The sequence below is a fragment of the Hydrotalea sp. AMD genome (assembly GCF_004100315.1).
GTDB classification, from domain to species: Bacteria; Bacteroidota; Bacteroidia; order Chitinophagales; family Chitinophagaceae; genus Hydrotalea; species Hydrotalea flava.
In genome coordinates, this window is the sequence record NZ_SCKY01000029.1 from 18,070 (window position 1) to 35,697 (window position 17,628).

General features: G+C 36.0%; 20 protein-coding genes. All 20 read right to left on the reverse strand.

The genetic code is table 11. From position 1 onward, the window contains the following. Positions 1–7: 7 nt before the first annotated feature. Positions 8–427 carry a GxxExxY protein gene (locus EO766_RS15995; protein ID WP_074419131.1) on the reverse strand — a complete coding sequence of 140 codons (420 nt, stop codon included), beginning with the start codon at positions 425–427 and terminating at the stop codon, positions 8–10. Between the two features lie 8 nt (positions 428–435). Next, the gene (locus EO766_RS16000) at positions 436–1,740 is read right to left on the reverse strand and encodes a restriction endonuclease subunit S (protein ID WP_074419130.1); all 1,305 of its coding nucleotides are present in this window, start codon (positions 1,738–1,740) and stop codon (positions 436–438) included. Continuing rightward, positions 1,737–2,597 (reverse strand): DNA damage-inducible protein D, encoded by an 861-nt coding sequence (gene dinD, locus EO766_RS16005; RefSeq protein WP_074419129.1) that lies wholly within the window; start codon positions 2,595–2,597, stop codon positions 1,737–1,739. The genes EO766_RS16000 and dinD overlap by 4 nt, the downstream gene beginning before the upstream one ends. Before the next feature lie 2 nt (positions 2,598–2,599). Beyond that, complete coding sequence (locus EO766_RS16010) at positions 2,600–4,156, reverse strand: type I restriction-modification system subunit M (protein WP_074419128.1); 1,557 nt, start codon at positions 4,154–4,156, stop codon at positions 2,600–2,602. 19 nt (positions 4,157–4,175) lie between these two features. After that, positions 4,176–4,559, reverse strand: coding sequence for a four helix bundle protein (locus tag EO766_RS16015; protein ID WP_074419127.1), 384 nt, complete (start codon positions 4,557–4,559; stop codon positions 4,176–4,178). A gap of 21 nt (positions 4,560–4,580) precedes the next feature. After that, positions 4,581–5,141, reverse strand: a complete 561-nt coding sequence (locus EO766_RS16020; protein ID WP_074419126.1) for a restriction endonuclease subunit S — start codon at positions 5,139–5,141, stop codon at positions 4,581–4,583. A 923-nt stretch (positions 5,142–6,064) separates the two neighbouring features. After that, entirely contained in the window at positions 6,065–6,586 is a 522-nt protein-coding gene (locus EO766_RS16025; RefSeq protein ID WP_074419125.1) for a hypothetical protein, read from the reverse strand. Positions 6,587–6,688: 102 nt separating this feature from the next. Beyond that, positions 6,689–7,864, reverse strand: a complete 1,176-nt coding sequence (locus tag EO766_RS16030; RefSeq protein WP_179853189.1) for a S41 family peptidase — start codon at positions 7,862–7,864, stop codon at positions 6,689–6,691. A 13-nt stretch (positions 7,865–7,877) separates the two neighbouring features. Further along, positions 7,878–8,612: an outer membrane beta-barrel protein gene (locus EO766_RS16035; protein ID WP_074419123.1), complete on the reverse strand. Its 735-nt coding sequence runs from the start codon at positions 8,610–8,612 to the stop codon at positions 7,878–7,880. Beyond that, positions 8,584–9,105 (reverse strand): hypothetical protein, encoded by a 522-nt coding sequence (locus EO766_RS16040; RefSeq protein ID WP_074419122.1) that lies wholly within the window; start codon positions 9,103–9,105, stop codon positions 8,584–8,586. Before EO766_RS16040 ends, EO766_RS16035 begins: the two co-directional genes overlap by 29 nt. Positions 9,106–9,128: 23 nt before the next feature. Then, positions 9,129–9,479, reverse strand: a complete 351-nt coding sequence (locus EO766_RS16045) for a hypothetical protein (protein WP_074419121.1) — start codon at positions 9,477–9,479, stop codon at positions 9,129–9,131. An 11-nt stretch (positions 9,480–9,490) separates the two neighbouring features. Continuing rightward, a complete protein-coding gene (locus tag EO766_RS16050) occupies positions 9,491–11,023 on the reverse strand; it encodes a hypothetical protein (protein ID WP_074419120.1) in 1,533 nt (510 codons plus the stop codon). 722 nt (positions 11,024–11,745) lie between these two features. Next, entirely contained in the window at positions 11,746–12,084 is a 339-nt protein-coding gene (locus EO766_RS16055) for a hypothetical protein (protein WP_074419119.1), read from the reverse strand. A 21-nt stretch (positions 12,085–12,105) separates the two neighbouring features. Then, on the reverse strand, positions 12,106–12,531 hold the full coding sequence (locus EO766_RS16060; protein WP_143439102.1) for a hypothetical protein: 426 nt from the start codon (positions 12,529–12,531) through the stop codon (positions 12,106–12,108). A gap of 93 nt (positions 12,532–12,624) precedes the next feature. Next, positions 12,625–13,413 carry a hypothetical protein gene (locus EO766_RS16065; protein ID WP_074419117.1) on the reverse strand — a complete coding sequence of 263 codons (789 nt, stop codon included), beginning with the start codon at positions 13,411–13,413 and terminating at the stop codon, positions 12,625–12,627. A 206-nt stretch (positions 13,414–13,619) separates the two neighbouring features. Next, positions 13,620–14,390 (reverse strand): hypothetical protein, encoded by a 771-nt coding sequence (locus EO766_RS16070; protein WP_074419116.1) that lies wholly within the window; start codon positions 14,388–14,390, stop codon positions 13,620–13,622. 10 nt (positions 14,391–14,400) lie between these two features. Next, positions 14,401–14,595: a hypothetical protein gene (locus EO766_RS16075; protein WP_074419115.1), complete on the reverse strand. Its 195-nt coding sequence runs from the start codon at positions 14,593–14,595 to the stop codon at positions 14,401–14,403. A 20-nt stretch (positions 14,596–14,615) separates the two neighbouring features. Next, the gene (locus EO766_RS16080; protein ID WP_074417601.1) at positions 14,616–15,362 is read right to left on the reverse strand and encodes a PmeII family type II restriction endonuclease; all 747 of its coding nucleotides are present in this window, start codon (positions 15,360–15,362) and stop codon (positions 14,616–14,618) included. Then, complete coding sequence (locus EO766_RS16085; protein WP_074417600.1) at positions 15,322–16,200, reverse strand: DNA-methyltransferase; 879 nt, start codon at positions 16,198–16,200, stop codon at positions 15,322–15,324. The genes EO766_RS16080 and EO766_RS16085 overlap by 41 nt, the downstream gene beginning before the upstream one ends. 289 nt (positions 16,201–16,489) lie before the next feature. Next, positions 16,490–17,497, reverse strand: a complete 1,008-nt coding sequence (locus EO766_RS16090) for a dienelactone hydrolase family protein (protein ID WP_074419114.1) — start codon at positions 17,495–17,497, stop codon at positions 16,490–16,492. Between the last annotated feature and the right edge of the window lie 131 nt (positions 17,498–17,628).

Below are 17,628 nucleotides of genomic sequence, written 5' to 3' on the forward strand. Positions count from 1 at the left end.
GTCTGAACTATGATTTATTTGATTCGTGTGATTGCTGTGATTTATATTTCTTATTGGTAAGCCTTTTGAAATTCAGGCTTGTTTCACCGAAGTTTATCAGTAAACCAATTTCCAGATTATAGGCTTCCAAATAGTTGATGGCTTGGGCAAAATGGACATCTTCTAATTTAGAAATGGCTTTCAGTTCTACGGAAATAACGCCATCCACCAGGAAATCAACTCTACGGGTTCCTATTTGCTCTTCTCTGTAAAATATGGGCATTTCAAATTCTCTATTGAAAGCTATACCTGCCAAACGCATTTCAATTTCTAATGAACGTTGGTAAATCACCTCTTGAAATCCATTTCCTAAAGTTTTGTGCACAGTCATGGCACAGCCAATAATTTTGGAAGTGAGTTCGCTGTATTTGTATTGCTCATTAATCATTGTCTGAACTATGATTTTCTTGATTCGTTTGATTGCTGTGATTTTATATTCTTAGCATCCGAATCATGGCCATCATAAAAATCAGATGAATCATAGTTCAGACGTTTTTTCCCCGTCAACAATACCTGCATCAAGCCCTTCTTCTGCTCCCGCAACTTCTCTGCTTTAGCTTTGAGCAGGCTGATTTCTTTATCTGCCGCTTGCAGCACCTGGGCAATGGCGGTTTGTTCTTCGATGGATGGGTAAGGTATTTTTACAGTGCAGAAATCATCGTAACTGATTTGTTTGCCATCACGTATTCCAATAACAGCAATAGCCAGATGCCCAATAAAATCATAGCTCTTGAAATACTGCTTGTAGAATTCTTCATTAATAGGCTTTTTCGGTTTTAGAACCGTATAAGCCGGACTTACTAAACCTCTGTAATATGAATATTCCAAACCACCTTGAAATGAACGCAAGCTGATAACAAAATCTCCAACTTCAACTAATTTGAAACCTTCTGTACCTGTTGTTGGCATAGTTACTCTACCTTCCAACATTGTTCTTGGAATCATCCCTCTGTCTTGTGTGGCTGATAGCAATTCTTCATCAGCAAATCCTTTCTTTGTTACACTTTTGAAAACTTCACCTGCACCCAATTTTTTCCACTCCCCCTTAAACCCCCTCAACCTTTTCTTTCCCGTAAGCAATTGCTGCATGAGCCATTTTTTGCGGAGTTCTTTTTGGGCAATGAGTTTTTCGGTGGTGTGGATGGCTTTATCCCAGGTGCTTAGGCAAGCGGCTATGGCTTTTTGTTCGGGGAGGGGAGGGAGGGGGATTTTGATTTTGGATAAATCACTCGAATAAATGTGTACAACAGAGTTTCCTTGCCCTAAGACTCGCTTTTGCCTCTTAACAAAATCTGTTTCCAAAGCATAAGATAGACACTCTGGATTGATATTTTTGTTTGTTGAAAGAATAATTACATCGCCTCCTGCATACGCTTTATACGTACCAACATAAGCGACAGCTTTTCCAATCTCTTCAACTGTTTCACCCGAACCTGCAAATAGAATATCACCTTTTTTAATTTCTTTACTTTCAATAGCTACGTCTTCGGAAATGAAAGATTTGAAATCCTTAATAATAAAATCGTGGGTTGTATAAATTTCTCCATAGCGAATACATGGCAATCCTTCAGGAATAACCTGCTCCTTCAATATGCCTTTTCCTTTTGAAAACTTTCCCAAGTCGCCCAAACGAAAAATATTCCATCCTTCTGGAATTTCAGTATTGTAAAACGCTTTGGTATTTTTTGTTGCTGCCATCATTTTTTCTTTTTGGGTGATTTTAATGGCTTGGGTTCTTTGGCTTTTTCCAATTTTTTAATGCTATCGGCTACCGGTAAATCCTCGGGCATGGTGCCCCCAATTTCTTCAATGGTTTTGCGTACTTTTTTCCCGATTTCATAGTGGGTTTTATTGGCTTGTTGCTTGCCTTTGATGTTGTCTCGTCTTAGTTTTTCTTCGGTTTGTGTAGCACGGAACAAGTTAGCTGCCAATTCGGTACTCCCCATGTGGTCGAGAATGTTTTGGCTCTTTTTCAAGCCTTTGTTTTTATGGATACCTTTGGCGTCCAATCCACCATATAAACCCATATAGCCATGGTTTTGAAAAATGGCATAATCCAATGGCTCAATTACACCGGCATCTTTGGCAGCATCGGCCAATTGAATGTTGTGGCGTTTCATTTCTTCCCGCAAAAACAATCGTTTTTCATCTTCCGATGCTAAACGGTTGTATTCCTCCATCTGCCTTATTTCCTGCAAGCGGGTCTGAATAGCAAAATAGGTTTGCCCTTGAGCTACCACCTCTTTGCTTGGGTCAGCATTTTGCACAATGAGGTAACACGCATAACGAGATAGTTTTACACCGTCTTCCATGGGGCGTTTGGCTCCCGAGCCTATATCAACCATTTCGAGGAAGTCCTCGAAATGGTCTTCGATGCATTGTTCACTATTAACACAAGCCTCTTTGGCTTTTTCAATTACAGGTTTAAAATGGCGGTATTCAGAGTACTCCAATATCTTACCCAATTGTCTTGCAGACCACCACTCGTTGCCATCATTGTCAATTTGTTTGATTTGCTCAAACACCGTTTTATGTTGATTTGATAATTCGTTTGCCATAGTTAGTTCATTAATTGTTTTAGATAGACCTCAATCTCATTCTGCACTTTCACCAGTTCGCCTTCCAGTTGCTCAATCTCCATTTGCACGGCAGCAATATCTACTTCGGCTTCTTCTTCAAAGGTGTCTACATAGCGGGGTATGTTCAGGTTGTAGTCGTTTTCCTGTATTTCCTCAGGAGTGGCAACATAGCTATACTTATCTTCCACCACACCGGGCTGTAATTTGCCCGCAGCAAAATTCCGGTAGGTTGTTACAATGTGTTCAATATCGCTTGCCCGCAGCTTGTTTTGGTTTTTGGCACTTTCATATTGCTTGCTGGCATCAATAAACAAAACATTGGTGCTATTTTTTTGCTTGTTAAACACCAAAATGGCTGCCGGTATGCCCGTGCCGAAAAACAGGTTGGCAGGTAAGCCAATCACCGCTTCCAACAAATTTTCTTCAATGGTTTTCTGCCTTATTTTTCCTTCGCTGCTGCCACGGAACAATACACCATGCGGCACTACTACACCTGCTTTTCCGTGTTCGTTCAGTGTTTCTATCATGTGGCTGATAAATGCCCAGTCGCCTTTGCTTTTGGGAGGCACGCCCCTCCAAAAACGGTTGTACTTATCGCTTTCCGGGTCATAGCTCACAGTGGTTTTTTCTCCATCCTTATCTTCTACCTTGCCCCATTTGTCCAATGAGAAAGGCGGGTTGGCTACTACGGTATCAAACTTCATCAGCGCATCGCCCTCTTTCAGTTTAGGATTGCGGATGGTATCGCCCCAGCGAATGGTAGCATTATCAAAGCCATGCAAAAACATATTCATCACCGCCAATGCCCAAGTGCTGCCGTTGGCTTCTTGTCCGTAAAGTGAAAAATTATCTGAGCCCACTTCTTCACCTGCTTTAATCAGAAGAGAGGCAGAACCACAGGTAGGGTCGCATATACGTGAGCCGGGTTTACTTTTGGTGAGTTTGGCAATGAGTGTAGAAACTTCTTTTGGTGTAAAAAATTCACCTGCTTTTTTCCCGGCATCACTGGCAAAGTTTTCAATCAGGAACATGTAAGCACCACCAATAATGTCGTTCCCGTCTAAATGCGAAGGACGCAAATCCAGTTTGTCAGATTTAAAATCAATCAGCAAGGTTTTCAAGCGGGTGTTTTTATCCTTAGGCTCACCCAGCTTGCTGCTGTTAAAGTCTATGTTTTGGAAAATTCCTGCACCATCTTCGCTGTACAGTTTTTCACGGTTGGCTTCTTCCAAATCCGTCAATGCAATATTGATGAGTTCTCCAATATTGGCTTCATTACGGTGGTCGTATAAATACTTGAAATGACTGTGTTCAGGTACAATAAAACGTTCATGTTGCATGGCACGTTTGGCACGTTCTATATCACCGTTGTACTTTTTCAGGTAGCCTTCCATTTTATCGTCATGCACATCGCTGAGATATTTCAGGAACAGCATGGTAAGCACATAGTCTTTGTAAACGCTTGGGTCGATGCTACCTCTAAAGGTGTCGCAAGCTTTCCAAACTGCATCGTTGATGTCTTTTTGAGAAATTTTCATTGGAATGATGAGTTATGAGTTATGAATGATGAATATTTTGTTTCGTTGTTAGAATAGAGCTACGGAGCATCTTTAAAAGCTCGTTGGCGTCCTTATGAATGGTTGTGAATTCTTCTTCTGGAAGAAGTCCAGATTGATGAAGCAATTCAAGCCAGTAAAGTGTTTCGTCACATTCCTTTTGTGCAATGGAAAATTTATGTATGAAATCAGCTTTACTCTGTGCGTTTTGTGCTTCCCGAACATTGGCTCCAATGGAAGTTCCTGAACGTAACAGTTGCTTACTTATTACATATTCCTTCTTTTGTTCAGAAAGGAACTGAAATAGATTTACAATTTTCAGGGCAAACTGAAACGACTTGTCTTTTAAAGGATTCGGTTTTATATTTGTGTCTCTTTCGTTCATAATTCATTTATTTATCATTCATCATTGCGAAGCTGCCACCAGCAGCATCGCCTGAATTTGTTTTTCTCTTAGTGTTTCAATTTTCTGCTTCAAAGACTTTTCCTTGTTGCGGAGTTTGGTGATTTGCAGAATCGTCTTTTGGGTTTCAATGCTTGGTATGGTTATTTCCAGATTCTCTAAAACCTGTTTTGAAATAGAAGGAATGGAAGTTCCGATAGCTTGCCCTTTTAAAAGGGTTTGTGTGGTATGGTTATTTAGAAACCAAGCCAAATACTGGGGCAGCACTTTGTTGTCAGTTGGTCTGATAACAAAAAATGAAGTGGAAGCCACAGAAGGTTCGTTGTGGTTTTCAAAAACGGCTGCAAAGTTTTTAGTTCCCTTGGCAGCAAAAAGCACATCACCGTCTTTCAGCAAATGCTTTTCAGAAATCCCCTCAGCCAGCAAATCGGGGTGAAGAACCGAATGCAATTGCCCAAATTCGTCAAAATGCTTGGATTGTAAATACACCACTTCACCAATGCTAGAAGGCCTTGCAAAGAGTCCGGTTTGGATGTTTGTGATATCTTTTATCAGCTTTTTCAAATTTATACCTTTGTAATGATTCTACAAAAGTAGGCAAAGTTTCCTAACTTCCAAACATTTTATAGAAATAATTTTAAGTAGCGTGTCTACAAAATGAGATTATGTGGTCTGTACTGTCTTAGAGCGTGGGGAAAAAGTGGCTCTTTTCGCTTCGCTGAAGGGTTGGCTTACCGGTAGGGCAAAGCCAAATGTGCCACTTGTGCGGTGGCAATAAAATTGAATTAAAAAAAATGTGCGGTGGGGAAAATAAAAAATACAGAAGGGTCGGCAATGAGTGTCGGCTTACTCGCTGTCCGTTTGAAATATGGTCTGTATGTTGGTCACCTGTTGTCAAAATGGTTTGTCCTTGTATTAATGTTCAATTTTTAGTCGTCTGTTTCGTTGTTGCGCTGTCGTCATACGCTTGCAGGTAACGAGCAGGGCTTTGCGAAGGTTGGGCAATAGAAATCCCACTGCTTGCTTGGCCACTACAGACTCGATTAGCTAAAGCCAAATTACAGAAGCTTGGCCAAAAATCCTACAGCCGATGGGCCAAATACTTCAGCCCAACTTTTGCCAACACAATGTTGTAGGTAGCCCTTATAATAATTTACACTTTTAAATATTCTAAGTCATACAATATTTGTTCAAAGAAAAGAGTAACAAGGCAGGCTCTTTTGCAAGGGTTGCCTTTGCGGGTGGCTTTCGTGTGCCCTGTAAATGTGCCTGACTTGGTGCGGATGCCTTATTAATAAATGCGAATAAAAATTTTGTCTTTGCAGAAACTAATTATATAATCGCCATCTGTAGCATTTGTCAATGCGGACAACAATTTTGAAAAAGCGGGTGATAATTTTGTATTATCTGCCTGCAAAATGTGTCTATTGCCTAACAATTATGGCAAATAGCTCTACTGTGTCTTTAAAACCATGTGTCATTTTACTTTAGTTTTTTCCTCTTTTAAACTCTATTCCTTTTACTTGTGCAAATTGAGGGCTTGTTGCACCGAATAATGATTTTACATAACCTTTTACGTTCAAAGCTGTGTCTACCAAGCCTGTTGTATCGGCATAAAGAACATTGTCTCTGGTGAGACGGCTGTTACTCCAATCGGTATGGGTGTTAATTACGCTTATATTGTCGGCTTTAAGTTGTGTCAGTAAAGTTTGTAAAGCCGTCACTTTAAGTTCTTCTTCATTGGGATTGTATTCGGTATGAGAACTTACCAATTCAATCAATCCGTTAAAATGTTCTACCAATGTCAGTAGCATTGTCGAAGGCAGTTTCTTTGGTTTTGCAATCAGCAAGGGCTGATTTGGCTGTGGTAAGCTGGGATTGTGCAAATTGGCGATTTTTAAACTGTCTCTCGACGGATTGTAAGCTGCACCATAACCGATGCAAAATGAAATTAAAGTTTCAAAGTTGGCTACGTTTTTAGCGTGCCCTGTTTCTGCTGTACTTGGCATAATTCTGAATTTTGATGATTAAAAAAAGATTGTAAAAAAATTCAAAAGGGATATTATGCAAATGCTGATGTAAATGTAAAACATTTTTTGAGCAATTAAAAGCTACTTAAATAAAGTAATTGCCTTTTCAAGTTGAAGGTCAATGTTATTTTGTAATGCAGAAAGGTTAAAAGGTACAAACACATCAGGTGAGAACCCTGTTCCTTCATAAATCTTTCCATCTATATATTTAAACTTTGCCAATGATGTTTGTACGTTCATGAAATTGGGAACAGTAAAACTTCCGTCATTATAAACATTATTGTCACTTATGATTGGACCCGTAGCTCCAAATGTAGTTTCGCCTACAAAAGTTGAATTGGACATTGCTTTAATAGCCATTACAACTGCTTCAGATAAAGATGCTGAAACATTATCTGCTAAAATTATAATAGGAACTATTAGAGATTTTGAATTAGCTTGAGGATTAACATATGATGGAATCCATGCCGAATAATCTAATTTTCCATTCCCAATTTTATATTGTGTGTACCCAAATAATAAAGGTTTATCAATAAACCTACCCGCTAAAAAATTCAAATCACTTAAATCACCACCATAATTACTTCTCACATCAATTATTAAACCTTTAATATTAATGGGAAAATTATTTAGAGTATTAAAAAATGAATTTAAAACAGGTTGTATTTTATTTGCTGTTGTTGAATTATAAGCCTTTGATAAAGAAAAATCATTGCAAGAAAAATATAAGATTGAATTATTTATCGTACCGTATAAAACAGCCAATGGCTGACCAGCAAAAGAAAAATTATAATCAATGCCTAACTGAAAATTAGCATCTAAGTAATTAGTATCTACACTATAAAAAGAATAGGGATTATGAAAGGTTTGGCTCATCTTTTTTCTATCATAAGCAGGATATGCAAACGAATCAATAATACTGTTTTGAGTAAATGAAATATAATAATGAGCATCAATTAAAGTGCTTGTCATTTCTTTAAAATAAGAAACACTTTTTTTAATATCGGCAACATTATTCAAATCTAATTTTGCAAATAAAGGTTTGTATTTTTTATAAATATTATCCCAGTTGGTTGTATCAACATCCCAATAAACATAATTAACATTCATCTTGTTCCAATATTGCTCAAATACATCACTGAAAGTTTTTGGGGTGGTATCGGCAAAAGGTGGAGAGATTTTTTTGCACGAAATATTACAAATAAGTGAGCAAGAAACTAAAAATGCGAACCAATATTTTAAAAATGATAATGACATTACTTTGAAAGTATTACACATGCAAATGAAACATACAGCCTATTGAAATAAAGATGGTTTGATTGTATTGCATAGTTTGATTAATACTATATTTTTTTTGCTGTGAAGTTAGGGACTGATAATATATTGCATTGATAACTAAGGAATATTTTTGATTAAACTGATATGATGATGATAAACCTGCCGATGCTCCAAACTCAAAACGATTATCTTTTTCTTGATTGAATTGATAATTTTGTGAGTAACCTGTATAAGTTAAATAATGCGTAATCTGTCCTAATGTGTTTATGCTATCGTAGCTGTTAAAAACATTAGGGAGTACACCTTTTATTTTTCCAAATGCCCAATATGAAGCATACAAACCTACATCGGCAAAAATTTGCCATTTACTTTTTTGAAATATTTTATATTGAAAAATGAACGGCCACTGCAAATAAATATTGTTATACCTTGTATAAATACCTGCATAATTACCTGTGCGAATAAATGAATAATCTTTATTCAAAAAATCAATTTCTGTTTGAAAATTTATTTTATTACTGCACTTGTAATTTAACGGGAAACTTATACCCCAACTATTGCCGTTTTTATTTTGAGTATAAGAACGATTAGAAATGTTGGTGTTTAAATGGTTGTTAGAATAAGCTGCCGATAAGCCTGTACTAAATTGTGAAATACCTTTATAATAGAGGCTCAACAAAGAGAATGCAAATATTATTCTACAATTTTTGTGTAATAAATATTTCATGTGAATTAAGTGCTTCCAATAAAAAACATTGATATTTTGTTTTGGGAAACTTGTAATCTTTTAAAGTTAAAATATACCAAATACCATATTTTTTTGTCTTTCTCACTTTTATTTTTTTTACCATCACACTATCACCTTTGTGTATATAGCCTAATAATTTATCATGTTCTCTTGAGACTGAAGCATCATAAGGATAATTATTTTTGTAGCTTTCTAATTCGGCATCTCTGAATAACCACAAAGACCAGTTAAACGGGCTTTTAAAACTTATATGATTATACCATCCATATAAAGTATCCGAACCTTTGCCGATATACAGTATTGAACCTACTGTAATAATTTTATTCTTGCTTAAAATAATAGTATCATTATTCTTAGAGACATAGCAATTTTTTATAGAGTCATTATTAGACAAAATATTACTTTGAGCATAGGAAAAAATAGCTCCTATGCTCAAAATAAATGAAAGAATGCACTTTTTACTTATACTCATTTGAAAGCGAATTTACAGATTTACTAATTCTTAAAATGCAAAATGAGTGCAACAGGATTAGTGCCGTCGTTTACCATTACTTTCGCAACATTATAATAATCTAAATATAATAAATTAAAAGTTTGTAATTGGTCTTGAATTGAAATAAATCCATTTGAAAAGGACCATGTTGTACCTGAAGTGGGTGAAATATTTGTTGGAAATCCTCCATTATCTGTCCATGCAATTATTCTATTTATATTATTATTCTTAATGACTTTTTGTAATTCTATTGTTATTTCGTCGGCAGAGGTTTGTTGTACAATAGTTTGCTTTGTACATGAAAAAGAAAGAAATAATAAAAATAAGATGAATAAGAATTTAATTTGTTTCATACAAGTATATTTTAATTATTTACGAGATTAGCCAAAAAAGTTTTTACAATGGTTGATGGAGGAGCTCCATTATTTGGCACAACATTAAATTTAATTCTTATAGCTACATTCGTGTTAATCGGCTGCACCCTCGCAACAATATAAGTTGTACCGACCTGAGAACCAGTTATTGCTGTATGAGTGCCAATCGTTTCTTCTTGTCCCCCAATTAAAGGTTGATATGGGAATGTAGATAAATCAGGGTCCAAAAGAACAACTTCGGTTGTTAAATTTGTAATTGCAGCACCTGTTGATGAGGAATTTATAACCGCAGAATTCCACAAATAGTTTAATGAAGCCGCATTTATTGTATATAGATTTTCGTATTGATAATAAATACCCCCATCTTTTGTTATCTGCGTTTTTGTTGTATGAACATTAACCGTTGGTTTTGCTGCCAAGTTAAATACACCCATTGGTTGATTATAACCAGGAATGTAACCACTAGCAGACTGACTATTTGAAATACCAGGAATACCTATACCTAAACCAGGATCCGGTATAAAAGCTCCACTTTGAGTTGAATTACCAGTTAATTGAATTTTTGTATTCATTGTTAAATTTACTTCTTGTGTATTAGAACTACTTCCACCAAATATTCCATTGAAAATATTTTTCACGACACCAGATAATCCGCTTTGCAATCCGTCTTGAATTGACTTGAATATGTTACCAGGCAATCCTAATGTATTTTGTGTATAATTCGTTTTATCACCTCCAGCATTGTTGCTAAAGATAGTCAACCCTGTTGCCTCTAATACTCCTTGTGTGAGGAGCCCTGATATATCAAAGCTAGGAGTAGGTGTTGATATCGTACCATTAATTGTTCCTTGTTGTGTGCCTCCTAGAGATATACTTGATACACTTGTCCACTTCAAAGTCCAATTTAATCCTAATTGCTGGTATGTGCTTGTTGCAATATTAGGGTCATAGGCAATTTCATATTGAGATGCATACCATGTGCCCGTAGCCAATTGAGTAGGCTCGATTTTTGAGATTGAAGTTTGATTTTTTGTTACATCAACTACATCTTGCCCTATATAATTTAGCATAGAAGAAGAAATGGAGTTGGGTGCTAAATTCAGACCACTTGTTAAATAATCAGATGCAACGAAACCATTATCCGTTACATAAACATAAATCCGTAACAATCCTCTATACTGATTATACAATGCAAACCAAGGATTGGCAGGTAAAGAAGTTGTATTAAAAACATTATATACTAATGTCCAACCATCACTACTTTTATAATCATACCAAATATCAGGAGAAAATCCTTTTACTGAACCATTTGCCCAAGGCACTAAAATAGTTGTACCAAAAGGCGTTGGCATATAATCAGCTGTTTCCCAATTTAATGGGAAGGGATGTATTCCGTCACTTCCATTAGCAGAAATAGAAGAATTAAAATCTTTTTTGCAACTTGTAAAAAAGAAGATAAAAATTAGTAATCCAATTGAGAGAACATTGCTACTGCTTGCAATTAGTGTGTTGATTTTTTTCATAAATCATGAATTTTAAAAGTTAAAGATATTGTTTAATTAGTTGAGTAAAGTTGCGTTTGCAACTCTTTATAAGGTTAGCATTTGAATGTTGCTATGTGTGCCTTGTAAAGTGTTGCAAACATATTGAGAATTTGTTTTAAAGTTCATAAGTAATCATTTAGTTTGTTTATTGCATTTAATATTATTACGCTAACATTTTTTGAACATGTCTTTTAGGGTTACCTACAACGTTCGGGCATTGGCGATGTGGCGGAATTTGAAAACTGTCAGTCGGGAACAAAAGCAGAATAGAAATACGAAAGATTAATATACAAACCACAGCCCAATAGGATGTCGTCTGTTGTAACTACAGATGATAGATAACTACAGCCGAGCCATTGTGTTATCGTCCGCCGACATATAGCCAAGCCTTTTGTTGGCAGAATTATTCTGATTCAATGAGGATGAATAAGAAACATTAATCCTCATTTAAGATATTCAGATTAATTATTTGTCTTGTCTATTTTTTTTAAGTATAATATAAATAAATGACAGAGCACACAATGGAATAAAAAAGAAAAAAAAGATATCAAATGGCCTTGAACTATTTTTAAATAATTTATTATAAACAATTGTCAAAAAAAATGTAATTATAAATAAAACTAAAAATATCTTCTTTTTATTTTTTATTGAATGAATAAGTTTGTTCATGTTATTATAATATTTTAAGTTGTAAATTAATTTTACCACCAGCTAAATAAACAGCCCATGACTTGCCCTGCTAAGTTGCCTAAGGAAGCTCCTGATGAACCAAGTACACCACCAGCTAATGCACCACCTGGTCCAAGGGCGGCTCCATCAATTGCACCACTAATTGCACCTCCCACATCTGCAGCACCAAGTTGTCCAAGACCTATACGACAACCAGCACTGTTTACGCTTACCGAAAATGTATTAAAATTATGGATATTGGTAGTTCTGTCTAAATTTTCTGATTTTAAAATAGATTGCCACTTTTCAGCATTAGCTTTCCAATAAGTAAATGAGCTTATAGCTATCGAAACTGAAATGCCAACAGTCATTTTTTCATTAGTATTTTTTAACTACAATGCGCTTGTTTTTAATTTTTTTAAATCGTAAAAGAAATCAGTAGCGTCTATATTATTATAATTTATAAGTAAACTCTTTAATTTTTCTAAAATTTCATTTCCTTCTATTGAATATTTTGATTTATTAAAACTTATTTCAATAGGCATATAATTAAAACCATTTGTATATAAATTCATATTTGAATTGATACCTTTTTTATAAAAGAATTCTGAAGATTTAATTTTAATGAATTGCTTCAATTTAATAGTATCTTCAAGACTTTGTTTTTGGGAAACAATTGCTGTTAATAAATAATCTTGGTAGTCATTATGCCACTTTCCAACACTATCTAAAATACTAGAAAATGATTTTCCTGAAAGTCCAAATTGAGAAAATTCATTACCAGCAATCTGATATTTAGGACTACTAGGTTCCGTCAAGCCGGAACTGAAGCTGAGCAGCGAACGGGGCGATGACGAACGTAGTTTGTCGAGCCCCAATGGCACAAATGCACTTGTTAGCTGTAGCTTTTGTTATTCCATAAGTGTTGCTTGAAGGCCAAAGTGAAATTCCATTAGTGCTTTTTCACTATCATGCCAGGGGAATTCTTTTATGTCATACCATCCACACTTGCCTGTTTTTGGAATCAAAGGAATATGTATTCCTCTGCATAGAACAGGAAAAATATTGTCCAATGGAATATATCCAATTAATAGCATGAGTTTTCCGAATTGAAATGCAATTTTATAAGACTTGTCTTTTAATCTTTCCCCTAATACCGATAAGGAATCTGAGTTTCCATTTAATATCCAAGTGGGTGATTGAATCCAATAAAAGGGTCTTGTCCCATGATGTTGTTGAGCAAATGAAAAAACTCCACTTGGCAAACTGCCTGCAGTTGTCATTGTATATTTATAATGGTCAGATGGGATGTTTTTTAAATAATTCGATGCTGAGTTTAAGGTTAATGCAGTTTTTGCTGTGCATCTACCAATTATTTGTCGTTCGGTATCGTTGAGGTCTACGACAACTCGATCACCTGCGATTAGAGATTTTAGAATAGGTATTGCTTCTTGTTCTAGACGGCTCATCCAACCGTTGTTACACTTCTCACAAATTTGTCCCGCTAAAAGATTGTCAAGAGTGTGATGTCTTGTTGAATTAGTGTGACCTTGACTTGAAAAGTGTGTTGGCTGTATTGCCTCTTCTCTTATCTCTAAAAAATCTAATAGCCATTGTGGGATGATATGTTCCCTGCTACGGTTTTCTTTAGTTAATTGATTGTCGCAAAAAACACAAAGCTTTAGTTTGTTTGTCGCCATAAAGTTACAGCTAACGTTTAGGCATTGGCGATGTGGCTGAAATAGCGTTCTGTCAAGCTGGGAACTGGTGCTGAACAAAGATAAGGTGTTGATGTTTTATTCTGTTGCTAGGCGATATTCGTCGAGCCCGAACAGAAGTTGAATAGCGAACTGCTGTTGATGTTTACAACGTCAAGCAGCCATATTGCCAAACCTTTTGTTGGCTGTCAGGGCTTTATTCCGAACTGTCCAAAAATAAAATTAGTCCCTTTATCCTCTGGAATAATTATTACATTAAGTTCGTTGTTTGGCTTAATAGTTTCAGCAGTTACATAATGTGGCAATACAGTTTCCGATTTGTTAAGATAAAAGAAATAAAAATATCCATTTATCATGAAAGAATACGTTTGTAATTCATCGGTCGTCGCTATTTGTCTTGGTTGTGCTATTAGTTGTTTAGGCAAGTTTAAATTATTGGAATAAGATAAAATGAAAATAGGGTATTTTGATACATCGCCTCCATCTTTGGTTAAAATCATTTTCCGTATTTCTTCTTCATGAATTGGGTCTAACTTGATTTCACTAAAAAAAGGTCTTGTCGAAATACTTGCTCGCCAAAGTATTGATAAAAGAAACAGTTTGTATTTATGGTAGTTTAGTCGCTCACATTTAATAAACCCAATTCCATGCTGGCTAATACACTTTTGAAATGTCGGGCATTCACTTGCTAAAAGTTGTCCTCCATACATTGCACGACTTGCATAATCTTCATAGTAGTGACCTAAAAGAGCATTATCACATTCGTCGCACAGTAACCCACCTTCGTATTCTCCGTCTGAAGGTTTTTTAATTTCCCAATTTTCAACAGTCCCCTGTCTAAACGGTTGTAGAACAAGTTTATGGTTTTCGTCAAACATTCCCTTGTACATAAAGTCAGGAATGATATGCGATTTTTTTATTAATACTTTGGGAAGTCCGCAGAGTTTACAAATTTTCATACTGGTCGCTTTAGCCTTGCAGCCAACGTTCAGGGATTGGCGAAGAACTGGTATTTGAAATTCGTCCAGCCCGAACCGCTGCTAAATTTATAATTAAAAGTTCATTGTTATTGATGCCGCCAAATTTATAGAGTCCAGCCGATAACTGCTGCTGAATAGAGAACATACAGTTGAAGTTGCGCTCCGTCAGCCAGTTTTTTGCCAAACCTTTTGTTGCACGCCGTTTTATTTTTTCGGAGCAAAGGTCGCTGAATTAAAGCGTACAAGTTTATCCCAATCTATTGAACCGTTGTCCATGCAAAAAGTGTCCGCAAATTCCTTTGTAAATTTGTTTATCATTTGCGAATATGATTGGATGAAGTCGTCATTCCGTTCTTTAGCTTGATGACCTAATGGCTCAATGATTTTTGTGTAAAGGTCTGTGTCGCCTGATACAAACTCCCAAAATTTTTGACCACAATATTTGAAATAGTCGCCTTTATCTGGATTGTTGTCCCTGCCGTAACAGCAACCGTTTACTGCTGTAATGTTCAGTTGTGAATTACTTGTACGAAGTGTTTTCTGTGCAGTTTTGAAGTCTGCCCGCATTTTGCCTATTTGTGAACTGTTGCCCCAATTTGGGCCGGATTTTATTGTTACAATGTAGCGAATGCCATCTTTATCAAACTCTAAGTCTATGCCGGGAATGCCAGACTTGCGACCATCATATACTTTACCATTGATAAAAATCGCAAGTCCTTCAAGCCAATCACCGAAAATTGTTTCTTCCTGTGATGAAATAAAAGCATCGGTCAAACTTTTTATAATATCCTGCGCCGTGAGAATGTATTTTGCTTTGAAGAGATAAGGATTTTTCTTTCCCAAGACCTTCTTCAACTTCAAATCATTCAGTCCGGCAATTCTTTTTTGGTGAAAGGTTCCAATGTTTTCTTCAACGTACTGCGTAACGTCTTTTAGATTTAGCTGTTTCATATTTTACTGTCGGCTCTAATAAATATAATTCCACTGGCTTAACTTGTTCTTTAACCATGTCATAGTATTCAGGAACGATGTCAATACCAATTGAGTGTCGTTTCATTCTGTTTGCAACCAATACCGTTGTTCCTGAACCCATAAATGGGTCAAGAACTGTATCTTTTTCTTTTGTAAACAGTTTCATAAACCATTCAGGAAGTTCTTCAGGAAAAGCAGCACTATGATTTTTATTGCTGCACTCAGTCGCTAAATGTAAAACGTTTGTTGGAAACGCTTTTTCTCTTGTCAACCAGTTTGAAATGTTTTTACCGAAACCGCTACCAACTTTTGAGTTGTCTCTTATTTTATCTGTGTCGCTTAGATTTTTAAGCCTTGATTTAGCCCAATCGCCCATTGGAACCATTACTTCTTCTTGATACATTTTGAACTTCTTATCCTTGTTAAATTGAAGAAGCCTTTCCCATGCGTCACGAAAACGATTAGGCCATTTGCCAGGGTAACAGTTCTTTTTGTGCCAAATAAATTCCTCTGTCCATAGCCAACCTTGTTTACGCATTTCAAGAATTAATTCTATTACATAGGTGCTGCGTTCACCTTCAACAACCTTTTCTTTTATATTCAGGATAAAAGTTCCAGTCGGTTTTAAAACCCTAAGAAGTTCCTTTGTTATTGGAAGAAACCATTCAACGTATTTGTCAGGATGGATGCCGCCATATGTTCCTTTACGCTGGTCTGCGTATGGGGGAGATGTCACGATGAGATCAACAGAGTTGTCAGGAAGTTTTTTGAGCATCGTTTTGCTGTCGCCTAAGAATAAATCTGTTCTTATCTCCATAATATTGTCCTGTTTGTACAAATATAAAGCCTTTGTCCCCGAATGCCAAAAATCTTAGTATTTTTAGGGTGTCACGAAAAATGGCGTGCAACGTTCGAGTATTTGCGAAGGCAGGGAATTCATTGATTGTCCAGCCCGGTACAGATGCTCATTTGAAAATATGTTGTTGAAGTTATGAACTAAAGCTGAATATTGAACGTCGAGCCCGAACCACAGTTGATGTTTGCACATAGCTGATGTTACATTGTCCAGCCCTGCTTTTGCAAATACTTTTGTTGTGCGTTCGTATTTATTGTCGCATTAACCACTGTCGCCAATCGTCAGCAACTTTGTCCCAATTAAAAAGGTCAAAATTAGTTTCACCATTAGCTTTTAATGGGAAGAAATTATGTTCTACTCCAATGTATGCCTTAAAGTTGAAATTTGTCTTTTTCTGCTCTATCATTTTTACTCTGAAATAATCATTAAATGGAGAACTGTAATCTTTCGTTCCATAAGTAATAAGCACTGGTATTTTTAATTTTTCTAAATAAGTCAGTGGCGGTGGAATAGAAAACTGATAAGTTGCTTTATAGGCGTCACCTTGTGAAGCTTGCATATTTGTTGGGTCATCTATAATATTTTTCCAATTGTCAAACACTTGCTCACCATATTTTGTTGTGTCATTTTCAAAAGCTCTTTGTTGTTCTACTATAGTTACAATGCGTCCAAATGGATTGCCACCTGAATAAATGAGTTGAGTTACTTTCGGAAAACTATAAGCAATTTTAGCGGCAATTGTACTTCCTTCTGAATGCCCGGCAACAACTAATTTATTATTTGAAATCCAAGATTGGCTTTGAAGAAATTTAATTACAGCGATGTCTCGGTCAACATAATAATCAAGTAAGTTGCGTTCAATATACTTTTTTGGAAATTTACCCATACTGTCTTTATAGGTTAAATCAGTATTTAAAGATTTTTGGTCAGCAATTAATGGAACATAAGGTTTGCTGATTACAGCTAAATGATATTCATTAGCTAAACTGTCTGGATTGAAAACAAATACAGGATAAATTCCTTTTTTGCCATTATCGTCATACTTTATTATCAGGGGAATAGGCAAACTGCCCTGACAAAAAAGAAATAAAGGTTTTCTTTTTTGTTCTTCACCTTTTTTGGACTTAATCAAAATGTCAACGGTGTCGTCTCTATAAACTGTCTGCAAATGCCTAATGCCGTAATCTTCGAGTCGTTCATTTTGTCCATATGAAATGGCAGTAAAAAGTAAGGCTGCTATGACTATAAGGTTCTTCATAATATTCTGACTAACGTAGAAATCGTTTAAGTTGTTAAAAGCCCCAGGTCATCATTAGTCAGTCCAAATTTATCTATTTGTTTTCGAATGCGTTTAACCAGGCCGAGCTTTCTTTTTTCATCGAGGAAAAG